The 18,952-nt window shown below is 28.4% G+C and carries 17 protein-coding genes and 1 pseudogene; 17 read left to right on the forward strand and 1 reads right to left on the reverse strand.

The genetic code is table 11. The features are described 5' to 3' along the window. Nucleotides 1-4 precede the first annotated feature (4 nt). The 12 genes from coaBC (at nucleotide 5) to AC4FQ1_RS00695 (ending at nucleotide 13,123) form a co-directional block, all read left to right on the forward strand. A complete protein-coding gene (gene coaBC / locus AC4FQ1_RS00640) occupies nucleotides 5-1,195 on the forward strand; it encodes a bifunctional phosphopantothenoylcysteine decarboxylase/phosphopantothenate--cysteine ligase CoaBC (RefSeq protein ID WP_491168639.1) in 1,191 nt (396 codons plus the stop codon). A 54-nt stretch (nucleotides 1,196-1,249) separates the two neighbouring features. Then, nucleotides 1,250-3,445 (forward strand): primosomal protein N', encoded by a 2,196-nt coding sequence (gene priA, locus AC4FQ1_RS00645; RefSeq protein WP_491168640.1) that lies wholly within the window; start codon nucleotides 1,250-1,252, stop codon nucleotides 3,443-3,445. A gap of 17 nt (nucleotides 3,446-3,462) precedes the next feature. Continuing rightward, nucleotides 3,463-3,906: a peptide deformylase gene (def, locus tag AC4FQ1_RS00650; protein ID WP_303127008.1), complete on the forward strand. Its 444-nt coding sequence runs from the start codon at nucleotides 3,463-3,465 to the stop codon at nucleotides 3,904-3,906. A gap of 25 nt (nucleotides 3,907-3,931) precedes the next feature. After that, nucleotides 3,932-4,861: a methionyl-tRNA formyltransferase gene (gene fmt / locus AC4FQ1_RS00655; protein ID WP_491168641.1), complete on the forward strand. Its 930-nt coding sequence runs from the start codon at nucleotides 3,932-3,934 to the stop codon at nucleotides 4,859-4,861. An 11-nt stretch (nucleotides 4,862-4,872) separates the two neighbouring features. Then, nucleotides 4,873-5,562 carry a zinc metallopeptidase gene (locus tag AC4FQ1_RS00660; protein ID WP_303127012.1) on the forward strand — a complete coding sequence of 230 codons (690 nt, stop codon included), beginning with the start codon at nucleotides 4,873-4,875 and terminating at the stop codon, nucleotides 5,560-5,562. 22 nt (nucleotides 5,563-5,584) lie between these two features. Then, complete coding sequence (rsmB, locus tag AC4FQ1_RS00665) at nucleotides 5,585-6,898, forward strand: 16S rRNA (cytosine(967)-C(5))-methyltransferase RsmB (RefSeq protein ID WP_491168642.1); 1,314 nt, start codon at nucleotides 5,585-5,587, stop codon at nucleotides 6,896-6,898. Between the two features lie 14 nt (nucleotides 6,899-6,912). After that, on the forward strand, nucleotides 6,913-7,944 hold the full coding sequence (gene rlmN / locus AC4FQ1_RS00670; protein WP_491147216.1) for a dual-specificity RNA methyltransferase RlmN: 1,032 nt from the start codon (nucleotides 6,913-6,915) through the stop codon (nucleotides 7,942-7,944). Between the two features lie 12 nt (nucleotides 7,945-7,956). Further along, nucleotides 7,957-8,676, forward strand: a complete 720-nt coding sequence (locus AC4FQ1_RS00675; protein WP_491168643.1) for a Stp1/IreP family PP2C-type Ser/Thr phosphatase — start codon at nucleotides 7,957-7,959, stop codon at nucleotides 8,674-8,676. Then, nucleotides 8,673-10,847, forward strand: a complete 2,175-nt coding sequence (gene pknB, locus AC4FQ1_RS00680) for a Stk1 family PASTA domain-containing Ser/Thr kinase (protein ID WP_491168644.1) — start codon at nucleotides 8,673-8,675, stop codon at nucleotides 10,845-10,847. Before AC4FQ1_RS00675 ends, pknB begins: the two co-directional genes overlap by 4 nt. A 118-nt stretch (nucleotides 10,848-10,965) precedes the next feature. Beyond that, nucleotides 10,966-11,829 (forward strand): ribosome small subunit-dependent GTPase A, encoded by an 864-nt coding sequence (rsgA, locus tag AC4FQ1_RS00685; protein ID WP_303127022.1) that lies wholly within the window; start codon nucleotides 10,966-10,968, stop codon nucleotides 11,827-11,829. Between the two features lies 1 nt (nucleotide 11,830). After that, nucleotides 11,831-12,481, forward strand: coding sequence for a ribulose-phosphate 3-epimerase (gene rpe / locus AC4FQ1_RS00690; RefSeq protein ID WP_303127024.1), 651 nt, complete (start codon nucleotides 11,831-11,833; stop codon nucleotides 12,479-12,481). Between the two features lie 3 nt (nucleotides 12,482-12,484). Beyond that, entirely contained in the window at nucleotides 12,485-13,123 is a 639-nt protein-coding gene (locus tag AC4FQ1_RS00695) for a thiamine diphosphokinase (RefSeq protein WP_303127026.1), read from the forward strand. Between the two features lie 213 nt (nucleotides 13,124-13,336). Here the strand turns inward: AC4FQ1_RS00695 and rpmB are convergent, their stop codons facing one another. Beyond that, complete coding sequence (gene rpmB, locus AC4FQ1_RS00700; RefSeq protein WP_024614610.1) at nucleotides 13,337-13,528, reverse strand: 50S ribosomal protein L28; 192 nt, start codon at nucleotides 13,526-13,528, stop codon at nucleotides 13,337-13,339. A 197-nt stretch (nucleotides 13,529-13,725) separates the two neighbouring features. Here rpmB and AC4FQ1_RS00705 point away from each other — a divergent pair, with 197 nt between their 5' ends. From AC4FQ1_RS00705 to coaD, 5 genes and pseudogenes are all read left to right on the forward strand, one after another. Then, on the forward strand, nucleotides 13,726-14,076 hold the full coding sequence (locus AC4FQ1_RS00705) for an Asp23/Gls24 family envelope stress response protein (protein ID WP_024614611.1): 351 nt from the start codon (nucleotides 13,726-13,728) through the stop codon (nucleotides 14,074-14,076). Nucleotides 14,077-14,090: 14 nt separating this feature from the next. Beyond that, the gene (locus AC4FQ1_RS00710) at nucleotides 14,091-15,728 is read left to right on the forward strand and encodes a DAK2 domain-containing protein (RefSeq protein ID WP_491168645.1); all 1,638 of its coding nucleotides are present in this window, start codon (nucleotides 14,091-14,093) and stop codon (nucleotides 15,726-15,728) included. A gap of 74 nt (nucleotides 15,729-15,802) precedes the next feature. Next, nucleotides 15,803-17,833 carry an ATP-dependent DNA helicase RecG gene (recG, locus tag AC4FQ1_RS00715; RefSeq protein WP_491168646.1) on the forward strand — a complete coding sequence of 677 codons (2,031 nt, stop codon included), beginning with the start codon at nucleotides 15,803-15,805 and terminating at the stop codon, nucleotides 17,831-17,833. 67 nt (nucleotides 17,834-17,900) lie between these two features. After that, a pseudogene (gene rsmD, locus AC4FQ1_RS00720) lies at nucleotides 17,901-18,467 on the forward strand (16S rRNA (guanine(966)-N(2))-methyltransferase RsmD); the annotation flags it as partial. Next, nucleotides 18,467-18,952 (forward strand): pantetheine-phosphate adenylyltransferase, encoded by a 486-nt coding sequence (gene coaD / locus AC4FQ1_RS00725; RefSeq protein WP_303127033.1) that lies wholly within the window; start codon nucleotides 18,467-18,469, stop codon nucleotides 18,950-18,952. The pseudogene rsmD and the gene coaD, both read left to right, overlap by 1 nt.

Raw genomic sequence — 18,952 nt, forward strand, 5'->3', positions numbered from 1 at the left:
TTAGATGTATAAGGATAAATGTGTTGTATTAGGAGTATGCGGAGGAATAGCAGTTTACAAAGCATTAGATGTTGTAAGTTCGCTTCGAAAAAAAGGAATTGAAGTAAGAGTTGTTATGACAGAGTCAGCAACTAAGTTTGTAACACCTCTCACTTTTCAATCAATAAGTCAAAATATGGTTATAACTGATATGTTTGCAGAACCAAAAGCATGGGAAATTCAACATATAAGTTTAGCACAAAAAGCTGATGTTATGCTTATTGCTCCAGCTACAGCTAATATAATAGGTAAAGTTGCAAATGGTATAGCAGATGATATGCTTTCTACAACTATAATGGCAACTAAAGCTAAGGTTATATTTGCACCTGCAATGAATACAAATATGTATGAAAATCCTATAGTTCAATCAAATATTAAAAAGCTTAAAAGTTTAGGATATGAGTTTATTGAGCCAGATTCAGGAAGACTTGCTTGTGGAGATGTTGGAAAAGGAAAACTTCCAAAACCTGATGTTATTTTTAAAAATGTTCTTACAGAATTACATCCGGTAAAGGATTTGCAAGATAAGAAGGTATTAGTAACAGCAGGCCCTACTAGAGCTAACATAGATCCTGTAAGATTTATAACTAATAAGTCAACAGGGAAAATGGGTTATGCAATAGCAGAAGAAGCAAGAGATAGAGGTGCGGTTGTTACACTTGTTACAGGAGCTAAAGGAATTGAAAGACCACATGGCATTAATGTTATAGAAGTAGAAACAAATTCTCAAATGAGAGAAGCTGTTATGAGTAACTTTGATGATTCTGATATAGTTGTAAAATCAGCTGCTGTTGCAGATTATAAGCCAAAAGAATATAGTTTTGAAAAAATAAAAAAAGGCGAAGGAAATTTAAACATTGAACTTGTAAGAGATAATGATATATTAAAGGAACTTGGCGATAAAAAAGATAAACAAATTTTAGTTGGTTTTGCAGCTGAAAGCAGTAATTTGATAGATAATGCAAAAGGTAAATTAAAGAGAAAAAATCTAGACTATATTGTAGCTAATGATATTACACAAGCAGAGACTGGATTTGGTAGTGATAATAATAAAGTATTTGTAATATCAAAAGAAGGTTCTGTTTTAGAATTAGATACAATGAGTAAAAGAGATGTTGCAAGTAATTTATTTGATGCTATTTGTAGAAAGCGCTAAATTGCGCTTTCTTCTGCTATATTGACAAATTTTAAGAAAGGGTGGATTTTATAAATGGAACTATATGCCGAAGTAATTGTAAATAGTGAAGCTGTAGAAATAGATAAGCCATTTACGTATAAAGTAAAAAAAGATTTTAATGATTTAATTAGCATCGGTCATAGAGTAAAGGTTCCGTTTGGAGTATCTAATAAACTTATAGAAGGATTTGTAATTGCTCTTTCTACAGAGTTTAATGATAAATATAAAGTAAAAGAAATTAGCAAAATATGCGATGATGAGCCTATATTAACAAGAGAAGATCTATTAATGATAGAGTTTTTAAGAAGTAAAACATTGTGTAAATACATAGATGCAATAAGATTATTAATTCCAAAAGGAATTATAAAAGGAATTAAAAAGAAGAAGAAAAATGTTATAAAATTTAATAATGAATTAGATGATAATTTCAAAAAAAAAGAAAATTATTTAAATCTTATAAATTTTATAAAGGAAAATGATTGTATTTATACAAAATCAGAACTTAGTAAAAATTTAAAATTCTCTATATATACTATAAATAAAGCTATTGAAAAAGGATTTTTATCCTTAGAGGAACAGGTTGTATATAGGTATAATAGAAGAATTTATAAAGATAATGATATTAAAAATTTAACAGCTGAACAAATTGAAGCTATATCCAAAATTAAAAATTCTAACAATAAAGGCTTTCTTTTAAAAGGGGTAACAGGCTCAGGAAAAACAGAAGTATATATGAAGTTAGTTGAACATACTTTAAATGAAGGAAAAGGTGCTATAGTGCTTGTTCCAGAAATAGCTCTTACACCTCAGATGATAGAAAGATTTAAGGGGCGTTTTGGGGAAGATGTTGCTTTATTTCACAGTAAACTTTCTGATGGAGAAAGATTTGATGAATGGTATAGAGTAAAAACAGGAAAGTGTAGACTTGTAGTTGGAGCTAGAAGTGCAGTGTTTTTGCCTGTTAATAATCTTGGAATGATAATAGTTGATGAAGAACATGAAGGCACTTATAAATCAGATTATAATCCTAAATATAATACTAAAGATGTTGTTGAATTTTTAAGTTTTACAAAAGATTGTAAGTATGTTCTAGGTTCTGCAACACCATCAGTTGAAAGTTTTGCAGATGCTATGGTTTCAAAGATTGAACTTGTAACATTAAATAATAGAATAGATAATAAACCCCTTCCAGATATAGAAATGGTTGATATGAGGGAAGAACTTAGAGTAAAAAATTTATCTATGTTTTCAAGAAAGTTATACAAAGAAATAAAAGAAGCTTTAGAAAGAAAAGAGCAAATAATTTTATTTTTAAATAGAAGGGGATTTTCAACATTTGTTTCTTGTAGAAGTTGTGGTTATGTTTTTAAATGTCATAAATGTGACATATCTATGACGTATCATAAAAATGGATATTTAATATGTCACTATTGTGGTAAAACAGAAAAGCAAATTCATGTGTGTCCAAAATGCAAGAGCAAGTATGTAAAGTTTTTTGGTGCTGGAACTGAAAAGGTAGAAAGCGAAGTAAAAAAATATTTTAAAGATGCTAAAGTATTAAGAATGGATAAAGATACAACAAGAAATAAAGGGTCTCATGAAAAAATATATAATTCTTTTAAAAATAAAGAAGCAGATATTTTAATTGGGACACAAATGATTGGAAAAGGCTTAGATTTTAAAGATGTAACAGTAGTAGGGATTTTAGCAGCTGATATGTCTTTAAATATACCAGATTATAGATCATCAGAAAAAACTTTTCAAATTATAACTCAAGTAGCAGGTAGAGCTGGTAGAGGAGACAAAAAAGGTAAAGTAATTATTCAAACGTATGATCCTGGAAATCCAAGTTTAAATTATGCAATTAACAATGATTATATTGGAATGTTTAAAGATGAGATTAGTTTAAGACAACAAATGGGGTATCCTCCTTTTGAAAAAATAATTTTAATAAGAGGTATATCTAAAGATGAAAAATCTCTAGAATGTTTTATGAAGGATATAACTAAAAAAATTAGAAGTTTATCAGAGGATAATGTAACTATTTTAGGGCCTACAAAATGTATAGTATCAAAAATAAAAGATAAATTTAGATGGCAAGTTATGATAAAAGGTAAATTTTCAGATGATTATTCTAAAAAAATTAGAGACATACTTTATGAAATGAATAAGAGTGTATATAATGAAATAAGAATAAATATTGATATTAATCCAAACAATTTTTTATAAACTAGGAGGAATTTTTTATGGCAATTAGAAATATAAGAAAAAATGGTGATGATGTATTAAGAAAGAAAAGTAAAGTTGTAGAAAAGATAGATAATAGAACTTTAACTTTAATTGAAGACATGATAGATACTATGTATGAAGCTGATGGAGTAGGACTTGCAGCACCTCAAGTTGGAATACTTAAGAGATTATTTGTTATAGATGTATACGACGGAGAAGGACCAAGAGTATTTATAAATCCAGAAATATTAGAAACAAGTGGAAGCCAAGTTGGCGAAGAAGGTTGTTTAAGTGTTCCAGGTGTATCAGAAGAAGTGGATAGACCAAACTTTGTTAAAGTTAAAGCTTTAAATGAAAAAGGTGAAGAATTTATATTAGAGGCAGAGGAATTACTTGCAAGAGCTGTTTTACATGAAAATGATCACTTAGATGGTATTTTATTTATAGATAAAGTTAAATAAGAAAAATAAAAAAGGAGGAATAGTTTTGAAGATAGTATTTATGGGAACACCAGATTTTGCTGTTCCATCTTTAAAAGCTTTAATAAACAAATATGGGGTTTGTGCTGTATTTACTCAACCAGATAGACCAAAAGGAAGAGGAAAAAAATTAGCGTTTTCACCTGTTAAAGAAGAAGCATTAAAACATAATATAAAAATTTATCAACCTGAGAAGCTTAAGGATGAAAAAGAAATGATTCAAGAGCTTAAAGATATGGAGCCGGATTTTATAATAGTTGTAGCATTTGGTCAAATTCTTACAAAAGAAGTATTAGACATACCAAAATACGGATGCATTAATTTACATGGATCAATACTTCCGATGTATAGAGGAGCTGCACCTATAAACTGGGCTATTATGATGGGAGAAAAAGTTTCAGGAAATACAACTATGCTTATGGATGTAGGATTAGACACTGGTGATATGCTTTTAAAAGATGAAGTTGAAATTACAGATAATATGACAGCAGGAGAACTTTATGACATATTAAAGGATAGAGGTGGAAATCTTTTAATAGAGACAATAGAAGGAATACTTAATAACACTATAAAGCCTGAAAAACAATCAGATGAAACTTTCTATGCAAAAATGTTAAATAAAAAATTAGCTCAAATAGACTGGAATAAAAGTGCATTAGAAATTCATAATATGATTAGAGGGTTAAATCCTTGGCCTATTGCACATACTTTATATGAAGGAAGTACTATGAAAATATTTGAAAGTGAAGTTTTAAATAAAAATAGTACTTTGGAAAATGGAAGAATAATAAATGTTTCTAAAAAGGGAATAGAAATTTCAACAGGGGATGGTGTTCTTTTAATTAAAAAGGTTCAATTCCCAAATTCAAAGCCTTTAATGGTAGAGCAATATATAAATGGTCATGATGTTAAAGATGGGATTATATTAGGAAAATAGGAGGTATAAATATGTATTATCCATTTTATTTTGATAGAACTATGCTTATATTAGTACCAGCACTTTTGGTTAGTATATGGGCACAAAGTAAAATTAGCTCAACTTACAATAAGTACAAAAAGGTAAGAACTATGAATGGATATACAGGTGAGCAGGTTGCGAGAATGATGCTAAATGAAGCGGGATTATCTTATGTAAATATAGAGGTTGTTAATGCAAATCTTGGAGATCATTATGATCCAAGTAGTAAAGTTTTAAGGTTATCACCTGATGTTTATAGTGGAACTTCAATTGCTTCAGCTGGAATAGCAGCACATGAAGTTGGTCACGCTATACAGGATAAAGAAGGATATAAACCTCTTATATTAAGAAATTCAATAGTTCCTGTTGTAAATTTTAGCTCAAGTATTTCTTGGATATTATTCGTTGTAGGTTTACTTATGGGAAATCATACTTTTGTTAATTTAGGAATTGTATTGTTTTCTGCTGTAGTAATATTTCAATTGATTACATTACCAGTAGAATTTAATGCATCTAATAGAGCGATAAATGTATTAAGCAATAGAGGAATACTTTATGGGGATGAGGTAAATGGAGCGAAAAAAGTTTTAGGAGCAGCAGCTATGACATACATTGCTTCAGCTCTTATGGCCATAGCTCAATTATTAAGATTAATTGCTATAAGCAATAGAGATCAATAAAAACTTAGAGAAGAGGTATTTTATGAACAGTAGAAGCATAGCTTTAAAAATACTAGATAGAGTATTAAATGAAGGTGCTTATTCAAATTTAGTATTATCAAGTGAATTAAATAATTCAGATTTAAATGATAAAGATAAAGGTTTGGTAACAGAAATTGTATACGGAACAATAAGAAGAAAAAATTCACTAGATATGCTTATATCTACTTTTGTTAAAGATATAAGTATAATGGATAAAAGAGTCTTAAACATATTAAGAATAGCAATATATCAATTAAAGTATTTAGATAAAGTTCCAAGTTATGCAGCATGTAATGAAGCTGTAGAACAAGCAAAAAAAATATCAGATAGATGGGGAAAACTTGTAAATGGTGTTTTAAGAACTTATGGTAAAAAAGGTGAATCAGGATTAAAATTCAACAATAAAATAACTGAATTAGAATATAAATATTCTTTTGAACCATGGCTTATAAGACTTTTTATTAAGCAATATGGAGAAAAAGATGCAATAAAAATACTTGATTCACTAAACTTTACACCAAAAGTAACTGTTAGAGTAAATTCTTTAAAATCAGATTATGATAGTGTGTTTGAAGAACTAGAAGAAAACGGATATAATATAGAAGAAGGATACATTTGCCCTGAGGCTATTTCTATAAAAGGTGGAAAAAATATTGAAGGCAATAAGCTTTTTAATGAAGGAAAAATAACAGTTCAAGATGAAAGTGCAATGTTAGTTGCCCCACTTTTAGATTTAAATAGTGGTAATATAGTACTAGACCTTTGTAGTGCACCTGGTGGAAAAACTACTCATATTGCAGAACTTCTTGAAAATACAGGAGAAGTATTAGCTTTTGATTTACATAAAAACAAGTTAGGTTTAATAGAGGAAAATTGTAAAAGACTTGGTATAAATAATGTTAAATTAGAAGAAATGGATGCTACAGAATTAAATGTTAATCTTATAGGTGTTGGAGACAAAATTCTTATAGATGTTCCTTGTTCAGGACTTGGTATAATAAAAAGAAAACCTGAAATTAAATGGAATAAAAATCGTAATGAATTAAAAGAAATAGTAAGAATTCAAAGAGATATTATGGAAAATGCTTGGCAATATCTTAAAAATGGTGGAACTTTAGTGTACTCAACATGTACTCTAAATAAAGCTGAAAATGAAGAAAATATTGAATGGTTTTTAAATAAACATAAAGACTGTACATTAGAAAATATATTTGTAGGAAATGGTGAAAATATAAAATATACTAATGGAATGGTAACAATTATTCCAAATGAATATATGGATGGATTCTTTATGGCTAAGCTTAAGAAAAGTTAATAGGAGAATTAATTATGGAAAATTTATTAGATTTTACACCAAAGGAATTTTCAAATTGGCTTAAAGAAAATGGTGAAAGTGCTTTTAGAGCAAAACAAGTATTTTCTTGGATTTATAAAGATGTGTGGAATTTTGATGACATGAGAAATATTCCAAAAACATTAAAAGAAAAGCTTAATGAAAAATTTGAAATATTAATTCCTAAAGTAGTAAGAGCTCAAGAGTCTTCAGATAAAAGCACTATGAAAATATTATTAGCTCTTAAGGATGGGAATTTAATAGAATGTGTTATTATGAAGTATAAGCATGGAAATACAATCTGTATTTCAACTCAGGTAGGATGCAGAATGGGATGTAAGTTTTGTGCTTCTACAATAGATGGAAGAGTTAGAAATTTAACATCTGGAGAGATACTTGCTGAGATTATGGTGGCACAAAAACTTTTAGGTGAAAGAATATCAAACATTGTTTTAATGGGAAGTGGAGAGCCACTTGACAATTATGATAATGTAATAAAATTTTTAAAAGAAGTAAATTCAGAAGATGGATTTAATATAGGTCAAAGACATATAACTTTATCAACATGTGGAATAGTTCCTAAAATATATGAATTAGCTGATGAAGGAATGACTATAACTCTTGCAATTTCATTACATGCATTTAATGATGAAAAAAGAAAAGAAATAATGCCGATAGCTAATAAATATACAATAAAAGAAATTCTAGATGCTTGTAAATATTATATTGATAAAACAAACAGAAGAGTAACTTTTGAATATGCCTTAGTTAAAGGAGTAAATGATGGAGCAGAAGATGCAAAAGCATTAGCACAATTGTTAAGAGGAATTTTGTGTCATGTAAACTTAATACCAGTAAATGAAGTAAAGGAAAATTCCTTTAAAAGATCATCAAACAAAGCAGTAGAAAATTTTGCAAATATTCTTAAAGATAGAGGTATAGAAGCTACAGTTAGAAGAGAAATGGGAAGCGATATTGATGCAGCTTGTGGTCAGTTAAGAAGAAGTTATTTAGAATCCCAAAATTAAGGGGGAGTTAATATGGTAGGATATAAAAGTGATGTTGGAATAAAAAGAAAATTTAATGAAGATAGTGTAGGTCATTTTGAGTGTGATTCATATGGTATATATATAGTTGCTGATGGAATGGGTGGACACAATGCTGGTGAGGTTGCTAGTGAAATGGCAGTATCTAATGTTATAGAATTTGTAAAAAATAATATAAATTCACTTGGTGAGTGTGTTCTTGAAGATGCAATAGAAAATGTAAATAAAAAAATATATGAATATTCAGTTAGTAATCTTAAACTTAGTGGAATGGGAACAACTATAACAGCTTGTTTATTATATGATGGTAAAATAGTTATAGCTAATGTTGGAGATAGTTCATGTTTTGGAATTAATAGTAGTGGTTTATTTAAATTAACAAAAGATCACTCTTTAGTACAACAACTTATAGATTCTGGTAGTATATCAGAAGAAGAAGCAATTAATCATCCGAATAAAAATATAATAACTAGAGCGGTTGGAACTCATGAAGATGTTGAAGTTGATATTTTTAAGTTTGATATTGATGAATATGATAAATATTTAATGTGCTCAGATGGACTTACAAATGAAGTACCAATAGAAAGAATAACTGAAATTATACAAAAAGAAGATGATAATGAACTTGCTTGTTATGAGTTAGTAAATGAAGCTAACAAAAATGGTGGGAGAGATAATATTACAGTTATGTTATTTGGAGGAGAGAGCGTATGAATGGTGAAGTATTAGGCGATAGATATGAACTCCTTGAAAAAGTAGGAGAAGGTGGTATGGCTCTTGTCTATAAAGCTAGATGTAATAAGCTAAATAGATATGTTGCTGTAAAAATATTAAAAAGTGAGTATTCAGATAATAATGAAATAGTAAGTAAGTTTAAAAGAGAAGCAACTGCAATTGCTAAATTATCTCATAATAATATAGTTAATGTATTAGATGTAGGAACACAAGATGATATAAACTATATAGTTATGGAATATGTGGATGGAAAAACTTTAAAAGAAGTTGTAGAAGAATTTGGAATGATAAGTTGTGAAACAGCTTTAACTATTGCTATTCAAATTGCTAAAGCTTTAGAGTGTGCACATAAAAATGGTATAATACACAGAGATATTAAACCACAAAATATATTAGTTACAAGTGATGGATTAGTTAAGGTAACTGATTTTGGAATTGCAAAGATAGCTGATTCTGCAACACTTACAAATACAAGTACTATACTTGGATCCGCTCATTACTTTTCACCAGAACAAGCAAAAGGTGGATTTATTGATAATAAAACAGATATATATTCACTTGGAGTAGTTATGTATGAAATGCTAACAGGAAAACTTCCTTTTGAAGGAGATTCACCTGTAACAATAGCTTTAAAGCATATTCAAGAAGATCCAGTTCCGCCAAAAGAATTAAATCCTAAAATTCCAGAAAGTCTTAATAAGGTTGTTTTAAAATGTATGGAAAAGGATGCAAGCAAAAGATATCAAGATATAAAAGAATTAATCTCAGATCTTGAAAAAATAAAGCAAAATCCTGATATTAAAATAGGGGAAGACATATCAAATGAAAATGATCAAACAGTAGAACATACAATAATTATGTCTCCTGTAAAGGAACCGGTTATTGAAGATCCTGAAGATTTAGATGCTGAATATTATGATGATGACGAAGATGCTGAATATTATGATGATGACGACAATTATTATAATGATGCAGATGAAGCAGAAAATAAAGAAGAAAAAGCTAAATCTAAAAATAAAACATCAAGTAAAAAAGGAATAATAATTGGAATTGTTTCTGTATTAGTATTAGCACTTTTAGGTGTTGGAGGATATTTTATGATATCCGGTAATAAGGCTAAAGAAGTTGTAGTACCTAATTTTGTTGGAATGAATATAAAAGAAGCTCAAGAGAAAGCTAATAGTTTAAAAATAAATTTAAAAATAAAAACTGTAAAAAGTGATGAAAAAGAAGGCACAATAGTTAGTTCTAATCCAAAGGCAGGAGAAAAAATAAATGAAGGTTCAACAGTAGAGGTTGAAGTAAGTAGTGTGGAAAAAATTACTATGCCTAATTTAGTTGAAGATAGTTTAAGTGATGCTAAAGCAAAACTTGAAAGTCTTGGAATTAAAAATATTATAATAAATAAAGATTATAGTGATTCAATAGCAAAAGGAAATGTTATTTCTCAAACACCTGAACAAGGGGAAGAAATAACAAAAGAAGTATCAGTTACATTAACTGTTAGTGAAGGTAAAAGGGTTGAAACTGTTCAAGTACCAAATGTAAATGGATTGTCAGAAAGTGATGCTAGAAATAAACTATCAGGATTTAATGTAAATGTAGAAACTAAAGATACAACAGACAAATCATTGGATGGAAAAGTTATTGGTCAAAGTTTGAAAGCAGGAACTTCAGTAAATAAAGGAAGTACAATTATATTATCAATTGGAAAATATAAAGAAGAAAAGATAAATGTAGGCGATATTATATCAAATGGAATGAAAGGTTCAGAAGCTAAAGCTGCACTTGAAGCAAAAGGATTCAATGTATCGCTTGCAGGAGATGGAGCAGAAGGAAATGTAGTTTCTTGGACTCCTAATAATGCAACAAAAGGAAGTAATATCACTATAACAACAAAAAAAGAGGAAGAAAAAATAAATGTAGGCGATATTATATCAAATGGAATGAAAGGTTCAGAAGCTAAAGCTGCACTTGAAGCAAAAGGATTTAATGTATCGCTTGCAGGAGATGGAGCAGAAGGAAATGTAGTTTCTTGGACTCCTAATAATGCAACAAAAGGAAGTAATATTACTGTAACAACAAAAAAAGAAGTACAAAAACCTGAAAAAGAAGATAATGATAAACAGGAAAAACAAAATAAAAAATAAATTTAAAGAGCAAGGTGTATGAATTCACTTTGCTCTTTAAGTTTAATATAAATATTCTTGCAAAAAATAATAAAAAGTGTTTATATTAATAAGAGAGAAGAAAAAATTTGGAGGTAACATGAAAGGAAAAATAATTAAAGGTATAGGTGGATTCTATTATGTAAAAACAGATGAAGGAATAATAGAATGTAAAGCAAGAGGAAAATTTAGACATAAGTCACTTAAACCTATGGTTGGAGATAATGTTAAAATAAAAATAGAAAATGGAAAAGGTACTATAGAAGATATAGATGAAAGAACTTCAGAGCTTATAAGGCCAACAGTTGCAAACGTAACACAAGCTTTCGTTGTATTTGCTGTAAAAAACCCTGATTTAAATTTTGATTTATTAAATAGATTTTTAGTTTTATGTGAAAGTAATAATATAAAAGTAATAGTTGCATTAAATAAAATTGATTTAGTAAATGAAGAAGAAAAAGAAAATTTAAAGAAAAGGATTAACTCTATAGGTTATGAAGTTTTATTTATAAATGCTAAAAGAGGTATAGGTGTAGAAGATTTAAAAGAAAGATTAAGCAATAATGTTACTGTTCTTTGTGGGCCTTCTGGAGCTGGGAAATCAACACTTATAAATACTCTTACAGATAAAGAACATATGGAAACTGGTGAAGTAAGTGAAAAAATAGGAAGAGGTAAACATACAACTAGACATAGTGAACTTATTGAGGTTTCAGATGGATATATAGTTGATACTCCAGGTTTTTCTACTTTAGATGTAAACTTTATAAATAAAGAGGAATTAAGATATTGTTTTCCTGATTTTGAGAAGTTTAATAATAGTTGTAAATATAGAGGATGTCTTCATTATAAAGAACCAGGATGTGCAGTAAAAGATGCTGTAGAAAATGGGGAAATAAATAAATATAGATATGAATTTTATATAAGAACATTAGAAGAAATAATAAATGGGAGGAGATATTAAGATGATAAAAATAGCACCGTCAATTTTATCAGCAGATTTTTCAAAGTTAGGAGAAGAGGTTGAATTATTAGATAAAGGAGGGGCAGATTACATACATATAGATGTAATGGATGGAGCTTTTGTACCAAATATTACACTTGGAGCACCAATAGTTAAGGCTATTAGAAATAGAACTAATAAGGTATTTGATGTTCATTTAATGGTAGAAACACCATCAAGATACATAGATGATTTTATAGATGCTGGAGCAGATATAATAACTATTCATTATGAAGCAGAAAAACATATAGATAGAGCAATTCAATATATAAAATCAAAAGGAGTTAAAGCAGGGGTAGTATTAAATCCTGGAACTCCAACAATTATGATAAAAGATTTAATATCAAAATTAGATATGGTTTTAATTATGAGTGTTAATCCAGGTTTTGGAGGACAAAGTTTCATTGATTATTCTTTAGAAAAAGTTAAAGAAGTAGATGAAATGAGAAAGAAATATAATAAAGATTTAATAATAGAAATAGATGGTGGTATATGCGTAGATAATATAAAAGCTGCTAGAGAAGCTGGGGTTGATGTAGCTGTTGCAGGTTCTGCTGTTTATAAAAATGGTGAAGTTATGAAAAATATAAGTGAATTAAAGAGGAATGCTTAAGAAATGAGAGCGATAATAGTTACTGGAGGGAATGAACCTTCTTATGAATTGTTAAATTCATATATAAAGGAAAGTGACATTATAATAGGAGTAGATAAAGGGTGTAATATACTTAAAAAATACGAAATAATACCTAATATGATTTTAGGGGATTTTGATTCTATAGATAAAGCTGCAATTCAATATTTTAAAAATAGAAATGTACTTATAGAAAAGTTTAACCCGGAAAAGGATTATACAGATACTCATTTAGCCTATAACAAAGCAAAAGATATATTCAATGTAGATGAAATGATTATGTTTGGGGCAACTGGTACAAGGCTTGATCATACACTTGGTAATATAGGTCTTATGATTAATGCACTAAATGATAATATAAAATTAGAGATTGTTGATGAAAACAATAAAATTTTTGCTGTAAATAAAAGTACTGTTATAAAAAGAGAAGAAGGAAAAGTTATTTCATTTCATGCTTTGTGTGATGAAGTTAAAAATTTTAATATAACAGGTGGAAAATATAAATTAAAAAATTATAATATGAAAACATTAGAACCTAGAGCAATTTGTAATGAATTTTTAGAAGGAGATATTGAGATATCTTTTGATTCAGGAATTGTATTAGTTTTATATTCTAAAGATTAAATAAAATTAGAACCAATATTAACTATTTGCATATAATATAAATAGTAGTATTGGTTTTAATAATTTAATTGGAGGATTTATGAAAATAGTAGCTATTAAATTACCTAAATGTATCTCAAATATAATAAGATTTTTTAGGAGAAAGAAAAAAGATACATAAATTTAGACATAAAAAAAATGCATTGCTAGTGCAGTGCATTTTTTTTATTTGAACTATATTGCTCTTTCAACCTTACCAGATCTAAGACATCTTGTACAAACATGAACTTTCTTTGGAGTTCCGTTAACTAAAGCCTTTACTTTCTTTATGTTAGGAGCCCAAGTTCTCTTTGATTGACGATGTGAATGGCTGTATTGTACACCTGAAACAACGCCTTTATTACAAATTTCGCATCTTCTTGCCACTTGAAAACACCTCCTTGTTAAGTGAAGATATAATTCTCTTCAATAGGACAGAATTCATTGTACCATAACAAATAGGTATTTTGCAATAGTATATTTCAAAAAAATATATAATATTTTGGAAGATTATTATATAAATCTTGAATATTAAAGATTTCTAATATAAAATATATGTATGATATGTGTAAGGAGGAATCGTAATGGTAGGATTTTCAAGAGAAAATGGTAAGGTTCATTACTCAGAAGAAGTGTTAGCAAAAATTGTTGGACTATCAACAATGGAATGCTACGGTGTAGTTGGAATGGTTTCAAAGAATGCTACAGAAGGTCTTTGGGAGTTAATTGGAATAGAGCATTTTAATAAAGGCGTTAAGATAAATGTTAATGATGATGATAAATTAGATATTGAATTATTTGTAATGGTTGAATATGGAACAAAAATTTCTGTTATAGCAAATAACATAATTCAAAAAGTACGTTATAATGTAGAAAACTTTACTGGATTAAAAGTTTCATCAATTACAGTAAATGTTCAAGCGGTAAGAGTCTAGGAGGTAAAAAACTAATGGAATTTAATAAGATAAACGGCCGTGATTTTTATAACATGGTAGTAAATGCAAGTAACAGATTAGCTGAAAAAAGCGATTTTGTTAATGCTTTAAATGTATTTCCAGTACCAGATGGAGATACAGGAACTAACATGTCAATGACTTTTAAAGCAGCTGTTAAAGAAATTGAAAATATAGATTCAGATTCTATAGAAGTAGTATCTAAAAAGCTTGCAAAGGGTGCTCTTATGGGAGCAAGAGGAAACTCAGGAGTAATTCTTTCACAAATACTTAGAGGTTTTTCAAAGGGATTAGCAGGACATGAAGAAGTTTCAGTATCAGAGTTTGCAAATGCTATTCAAGAAGGATCAAATTCAGCATACAAAGCTGTAATGAGACCAACAGAAGGTACTATTTTATCAGTTATAAGAGCATCAGCAGAATCAGCAGTTAAGTCTAAAGCTAGAAATATAATAGAGCTTTTAGAAGAAGTTAATAAAGATGCTAAGATTATGTTAGATAAAACACCAGAATTATTACCAGCTCTTAAAAAAGCTAAAGTTGTAGATTCAGGTGGTATGGGTCTTTATATAATACTTCAAGGAATGCTTGAAGCTTTGAAAAATGGTATTATTGCAGAAGTTAAAGATATAAAAATTGGTGAAGGTGGAGCAGAAGCTACTGGAGCAAAGACAACTCATGATGCGGATATAAAATTTGGATATTGTACAGAGTTTATAGTTTTAGGTGATGCTACTAAATCAAACGAATTACAAAATGAAATAGAATCACTTGGAGATTCAATGATAGTAGTTGGGTATGACGATGTTATAAAGGTTCATATTCATACAAATGATCCAGGTTTAGTTTTATCAAAGGCTGTAAAGCTTGGAGAACTTTCAAAAATTAAAATTGATAACATGAGAGAAGAACATAGAGAAATTTTAGCAGCTGAAATGAGAGCAGACCAAGAGAAATCTAAAGAAGTAGAAGAAACTAAAAAATATGGATTTGTAACTGTAGCTATGGGAGAAGGAATTACAAATATATTTAAGGATTTAGGGGTTGATTATGTTATAGAAGGCGGTCAAACTATGAATCCATCAACTCAAGATATTTTAGATTGTATAGAAAAAATAAATGCTGAAAACATATTTATTTTACCAAACAATAAAAATATAATAATGGCTGCATCACAAGCAAAAGATATTTCAGACAAGAATGTTATTGTTGTGCCAACAACAACCATTCCTCAAGGAATAACTTGTGTATCTATGTTTAATAGAGATGCTTCTCCAGAAGAAAATGAAGAAGAATTAAAAGACCTTATGGAGTCAGTAAAAACTGGTTCAGTAACATATGCAGTAAGAGACACTGAAATAGATGGAATTGAAATAAAAGAAGGAAATATGTTAGGCCTAGTTGAAGGTAAAATAAAAGAAGTTTCAGATGATAAATTTGAAGCAGCTGAAAAAGTACTTGATAACATGGTTAATGAAGATAGTGAATTAATAACTATATTCTATGGTAAAGATGTTAAAGAAGAAGAAGCTAATGAATTTGTAGAAAAGTTAGAAGAAAAATATGAAGATTGTGATATACAATTATATAAAGGAGACCAGCCTTTATATTACTTCTTAATGTCAGTAGAATAATAAGTATAAAATTACGTATAATAAAAAGCACCGTAAGGTGCTTTTGCTATTTTACCTATAAAAGAGGTGATTAAATGGATATATATACTACAGTTAATAATATAAAAGGAGTAGGTAAAAAGTCTACAGAAAAGCTTAATGAAGTTCAAATATTTAGTATACTTGATTTGCTTTTATATTTTCCAAGAGATTATGAATTTGTAAATGGTAATAGTAAAATAAATGAGATAGATGAAAATGAAAAGCAAATATTAAAGTGTACTATGATTAAATTAAGAGGAGATTTTAGAACAAAAACTGGAAAAATAATAACAACAATAGAATTTGATTATAATGGTATTAGAGTTTTAGCAAAGTGGTTTAATCAACCATATATAAAAACCAAATTTAAATTTAAAGAATCATATAATCTTTTAGGAAAATACAAAAAAATATCTAATACTTTAGAAATAACAAATCCATTAATAGCATCAAATGAATCTTTAAAAAGTGAAATAATACCTAAATATTCTTTAAAAGGTGAACTAACTAATAATTTTTTAGTTAAAATAATTGGGGAAGTATTAGATAATATTTATGTTAATGAAAATTTACCAGAAGAAATAATAAGAAAATATAATTTAATCTCTTTTGATGATGCTATTCGAGAAATACATTTTCCAAAGGATAAAGAGATTTTAAAAAGATCTATAAATAGATTAAAGTTTCAAGAATTATTTACATATTCTATGAAATTACTTTTACTTAAAAAGAAATCTAGAGTAAAGGATGGAATTGGGTTTAATTGGAGTGAGGAACTTAATAATTTAAGAGAATCTCTTCCATTTTCTTTAACTAATGCACAATCTAGGGTTGTTAGAGCCATACTTAAAGATCAAGCATCTAAATATCCAATGAATAGACTTGTTCAGGGGGATGTTGGGTCAGGGAAAACTATAGTTGCTTTAATTGCTATTTTTAATGCATATAAAAATGGATACCAATCAGCTTTTATGGCTCCAACTGAAATATTAGCAAATCAGCATTATAAAGAAGCTAAAAATATTTTTAAAGGTTTTGATATTGATATTGAACTTTTAACTGGAAGTACTTCTAGTAAAGAAAAAAAGAGAATAAAAGAGAAGATAAAGGAAAACAAACCTTTAGTAGTTATAGGGACACATGCTCTTATTCAAGAAGATGTAGAATTTAATAATTTAGCCTTAGCTATAACTGATGAGCAACATAGGTTTGGCGTTGGGCAAAGAAGTAAGCTTATAAATAAGGGTAAAAAAGCAGATGTTTTAGTAATGACTGCAACTCCTATACCTAGAACTTTAGCCTTGTATGTATATTCTGATTTGGATGTTTCAGCAATAGATGAACTTCCGCCAGGAAGAAAGAAAATAGATACAAGATTTTTTAAGGAAGAGGATAGAGATAATGCATATATGCTTGCTTATAATGAAATAGGAAAAGGAAGACAAGTTTATATAGTATGTCCTCTTATTGAAGAAGATGAAAATGAGAAATTAAATTCTGTAGAAAGCGTATATGAAAAATTAAGTCATGGTATATTTAGAAATATAAAGGTTGAATATTTACATGGGAAAATGAAGCCTAATGAAAAAGATGATATAATAAATAGATTTAAAACTGGAGAAACGAAAGTTTTAATATCAACTACAGTTATTGAGGTAGGGGTAAATGTTCCTAATGCTTCGGTAATGATAGTTGAAAATGCAGAACGATTTGGATTAGCACAGCTTCATCAGTTAAGAGGTCGTGTTGGTAGAGGAGAGTATGAATCATATTGTATTTTAATTGCAAAAGCAAAAAGTGAAGTGACTAAAAGAAGAATGGAAATATTAACGGAATCAACTGATGGCTTTTATATATCAGAACAAGATTTGAAGCTTAGAGGCTCTGGTGAAATGTTTGGGGTTAGACAAAGTGGAGATGAAGGATTTTTACTTGCTAATCTTTATGAGGATATGAACATACTTATTAAAGCAAGAGAAGAAGCAAATAATATATTATTTAATGAAACAAAAGAAAATTTAAAATTAATAAAAGAAATAGAGAATAATTTGGAAAAAAGCAGTAAGTATATTTGCTTTAATTAATTATAAATTGTATAAAAAAGTTGATTATGATAGAATGAAATATATATAACTACTTAAGGAGGACAAAAGAGTGAGAATAATAGCTGGAAAGGCAAGAGGACGTAAATTATTATCACCACCAACATATGAAACAAGACCTACTCTAGATAGAGTAAAAGAGGCTATGTTTAGTATGATTCAAGGATACATACCTGATGCTAGCGTTATAGATGTATTTGCTGGAACTGGTAGTTTAGGATTAGAAGCTGCAAGTAGGGGAGCAAAGGAATGTTATTTATTTGACAAAAGCAAGACAACATTTCCTTTACTTAAGAAAAATGTTGAAAATCTTAAATTCAATGATTTTTGTTTCCCGATGAATATAGATGCTTATGATGGATTAAGAAGTCTTGCAAGAAAAGGTAAAAGATTTGATTTAATCTTTATAGACCCACCATATTGTAAAGAAATGATTCCAGAAGCTATAAAAATTATAAAAGAAAATAATTTATTGCTTAATGATGGAATAATTGTAACGAAAATAGATAGTATAGAAGAAATATATGAAGGATATGAAGATATTAAGCTTTTAAAAAGTAAAAAATATGGAAATACAACAGTTTGCTTCTATGAAATAGAAGGAGAAGAGGATTAATGAAAGAAGCTATATATCCTGGAAGTTTTGATCCTATAACTAATGGACATTTAGATATTATAGAAAGAGGCGCTAAAATTTTTGATAAGATAGTTGTTGCTGTTCTTATAAATATAGATAAAAAAGGTTTATTTAATATAGAAGAAAGAGTTGAACTTATAAAACACGCAACTTCTCATATTAAAAATGTTGAAGTTATAAGTTTTGAAGGACTTCTTATTGATTTATTAAAAAAGAGAAATAGTAATCTTATAATAAAGGGGCTAAGAAATAATGTTGATTTTGATTATGAAGCACAAATGGCCCTTATTAATAAAAATTTAGATTCTGATGTTGAGACTGTTTTTATGATATCATCTCCTAACAACTCATTTATAAGTTCATCAGCAGTTAAGCAAATTGGTAAGTTTAATGGTAATATAGATAATTTAGTTCCTGAAAATATTAAAGAGTATATACTAAAGAAAATAAAAAATAATAAGTAG

The organism is Clostridium sp. TJA020, from assembly GCF_058310295.1.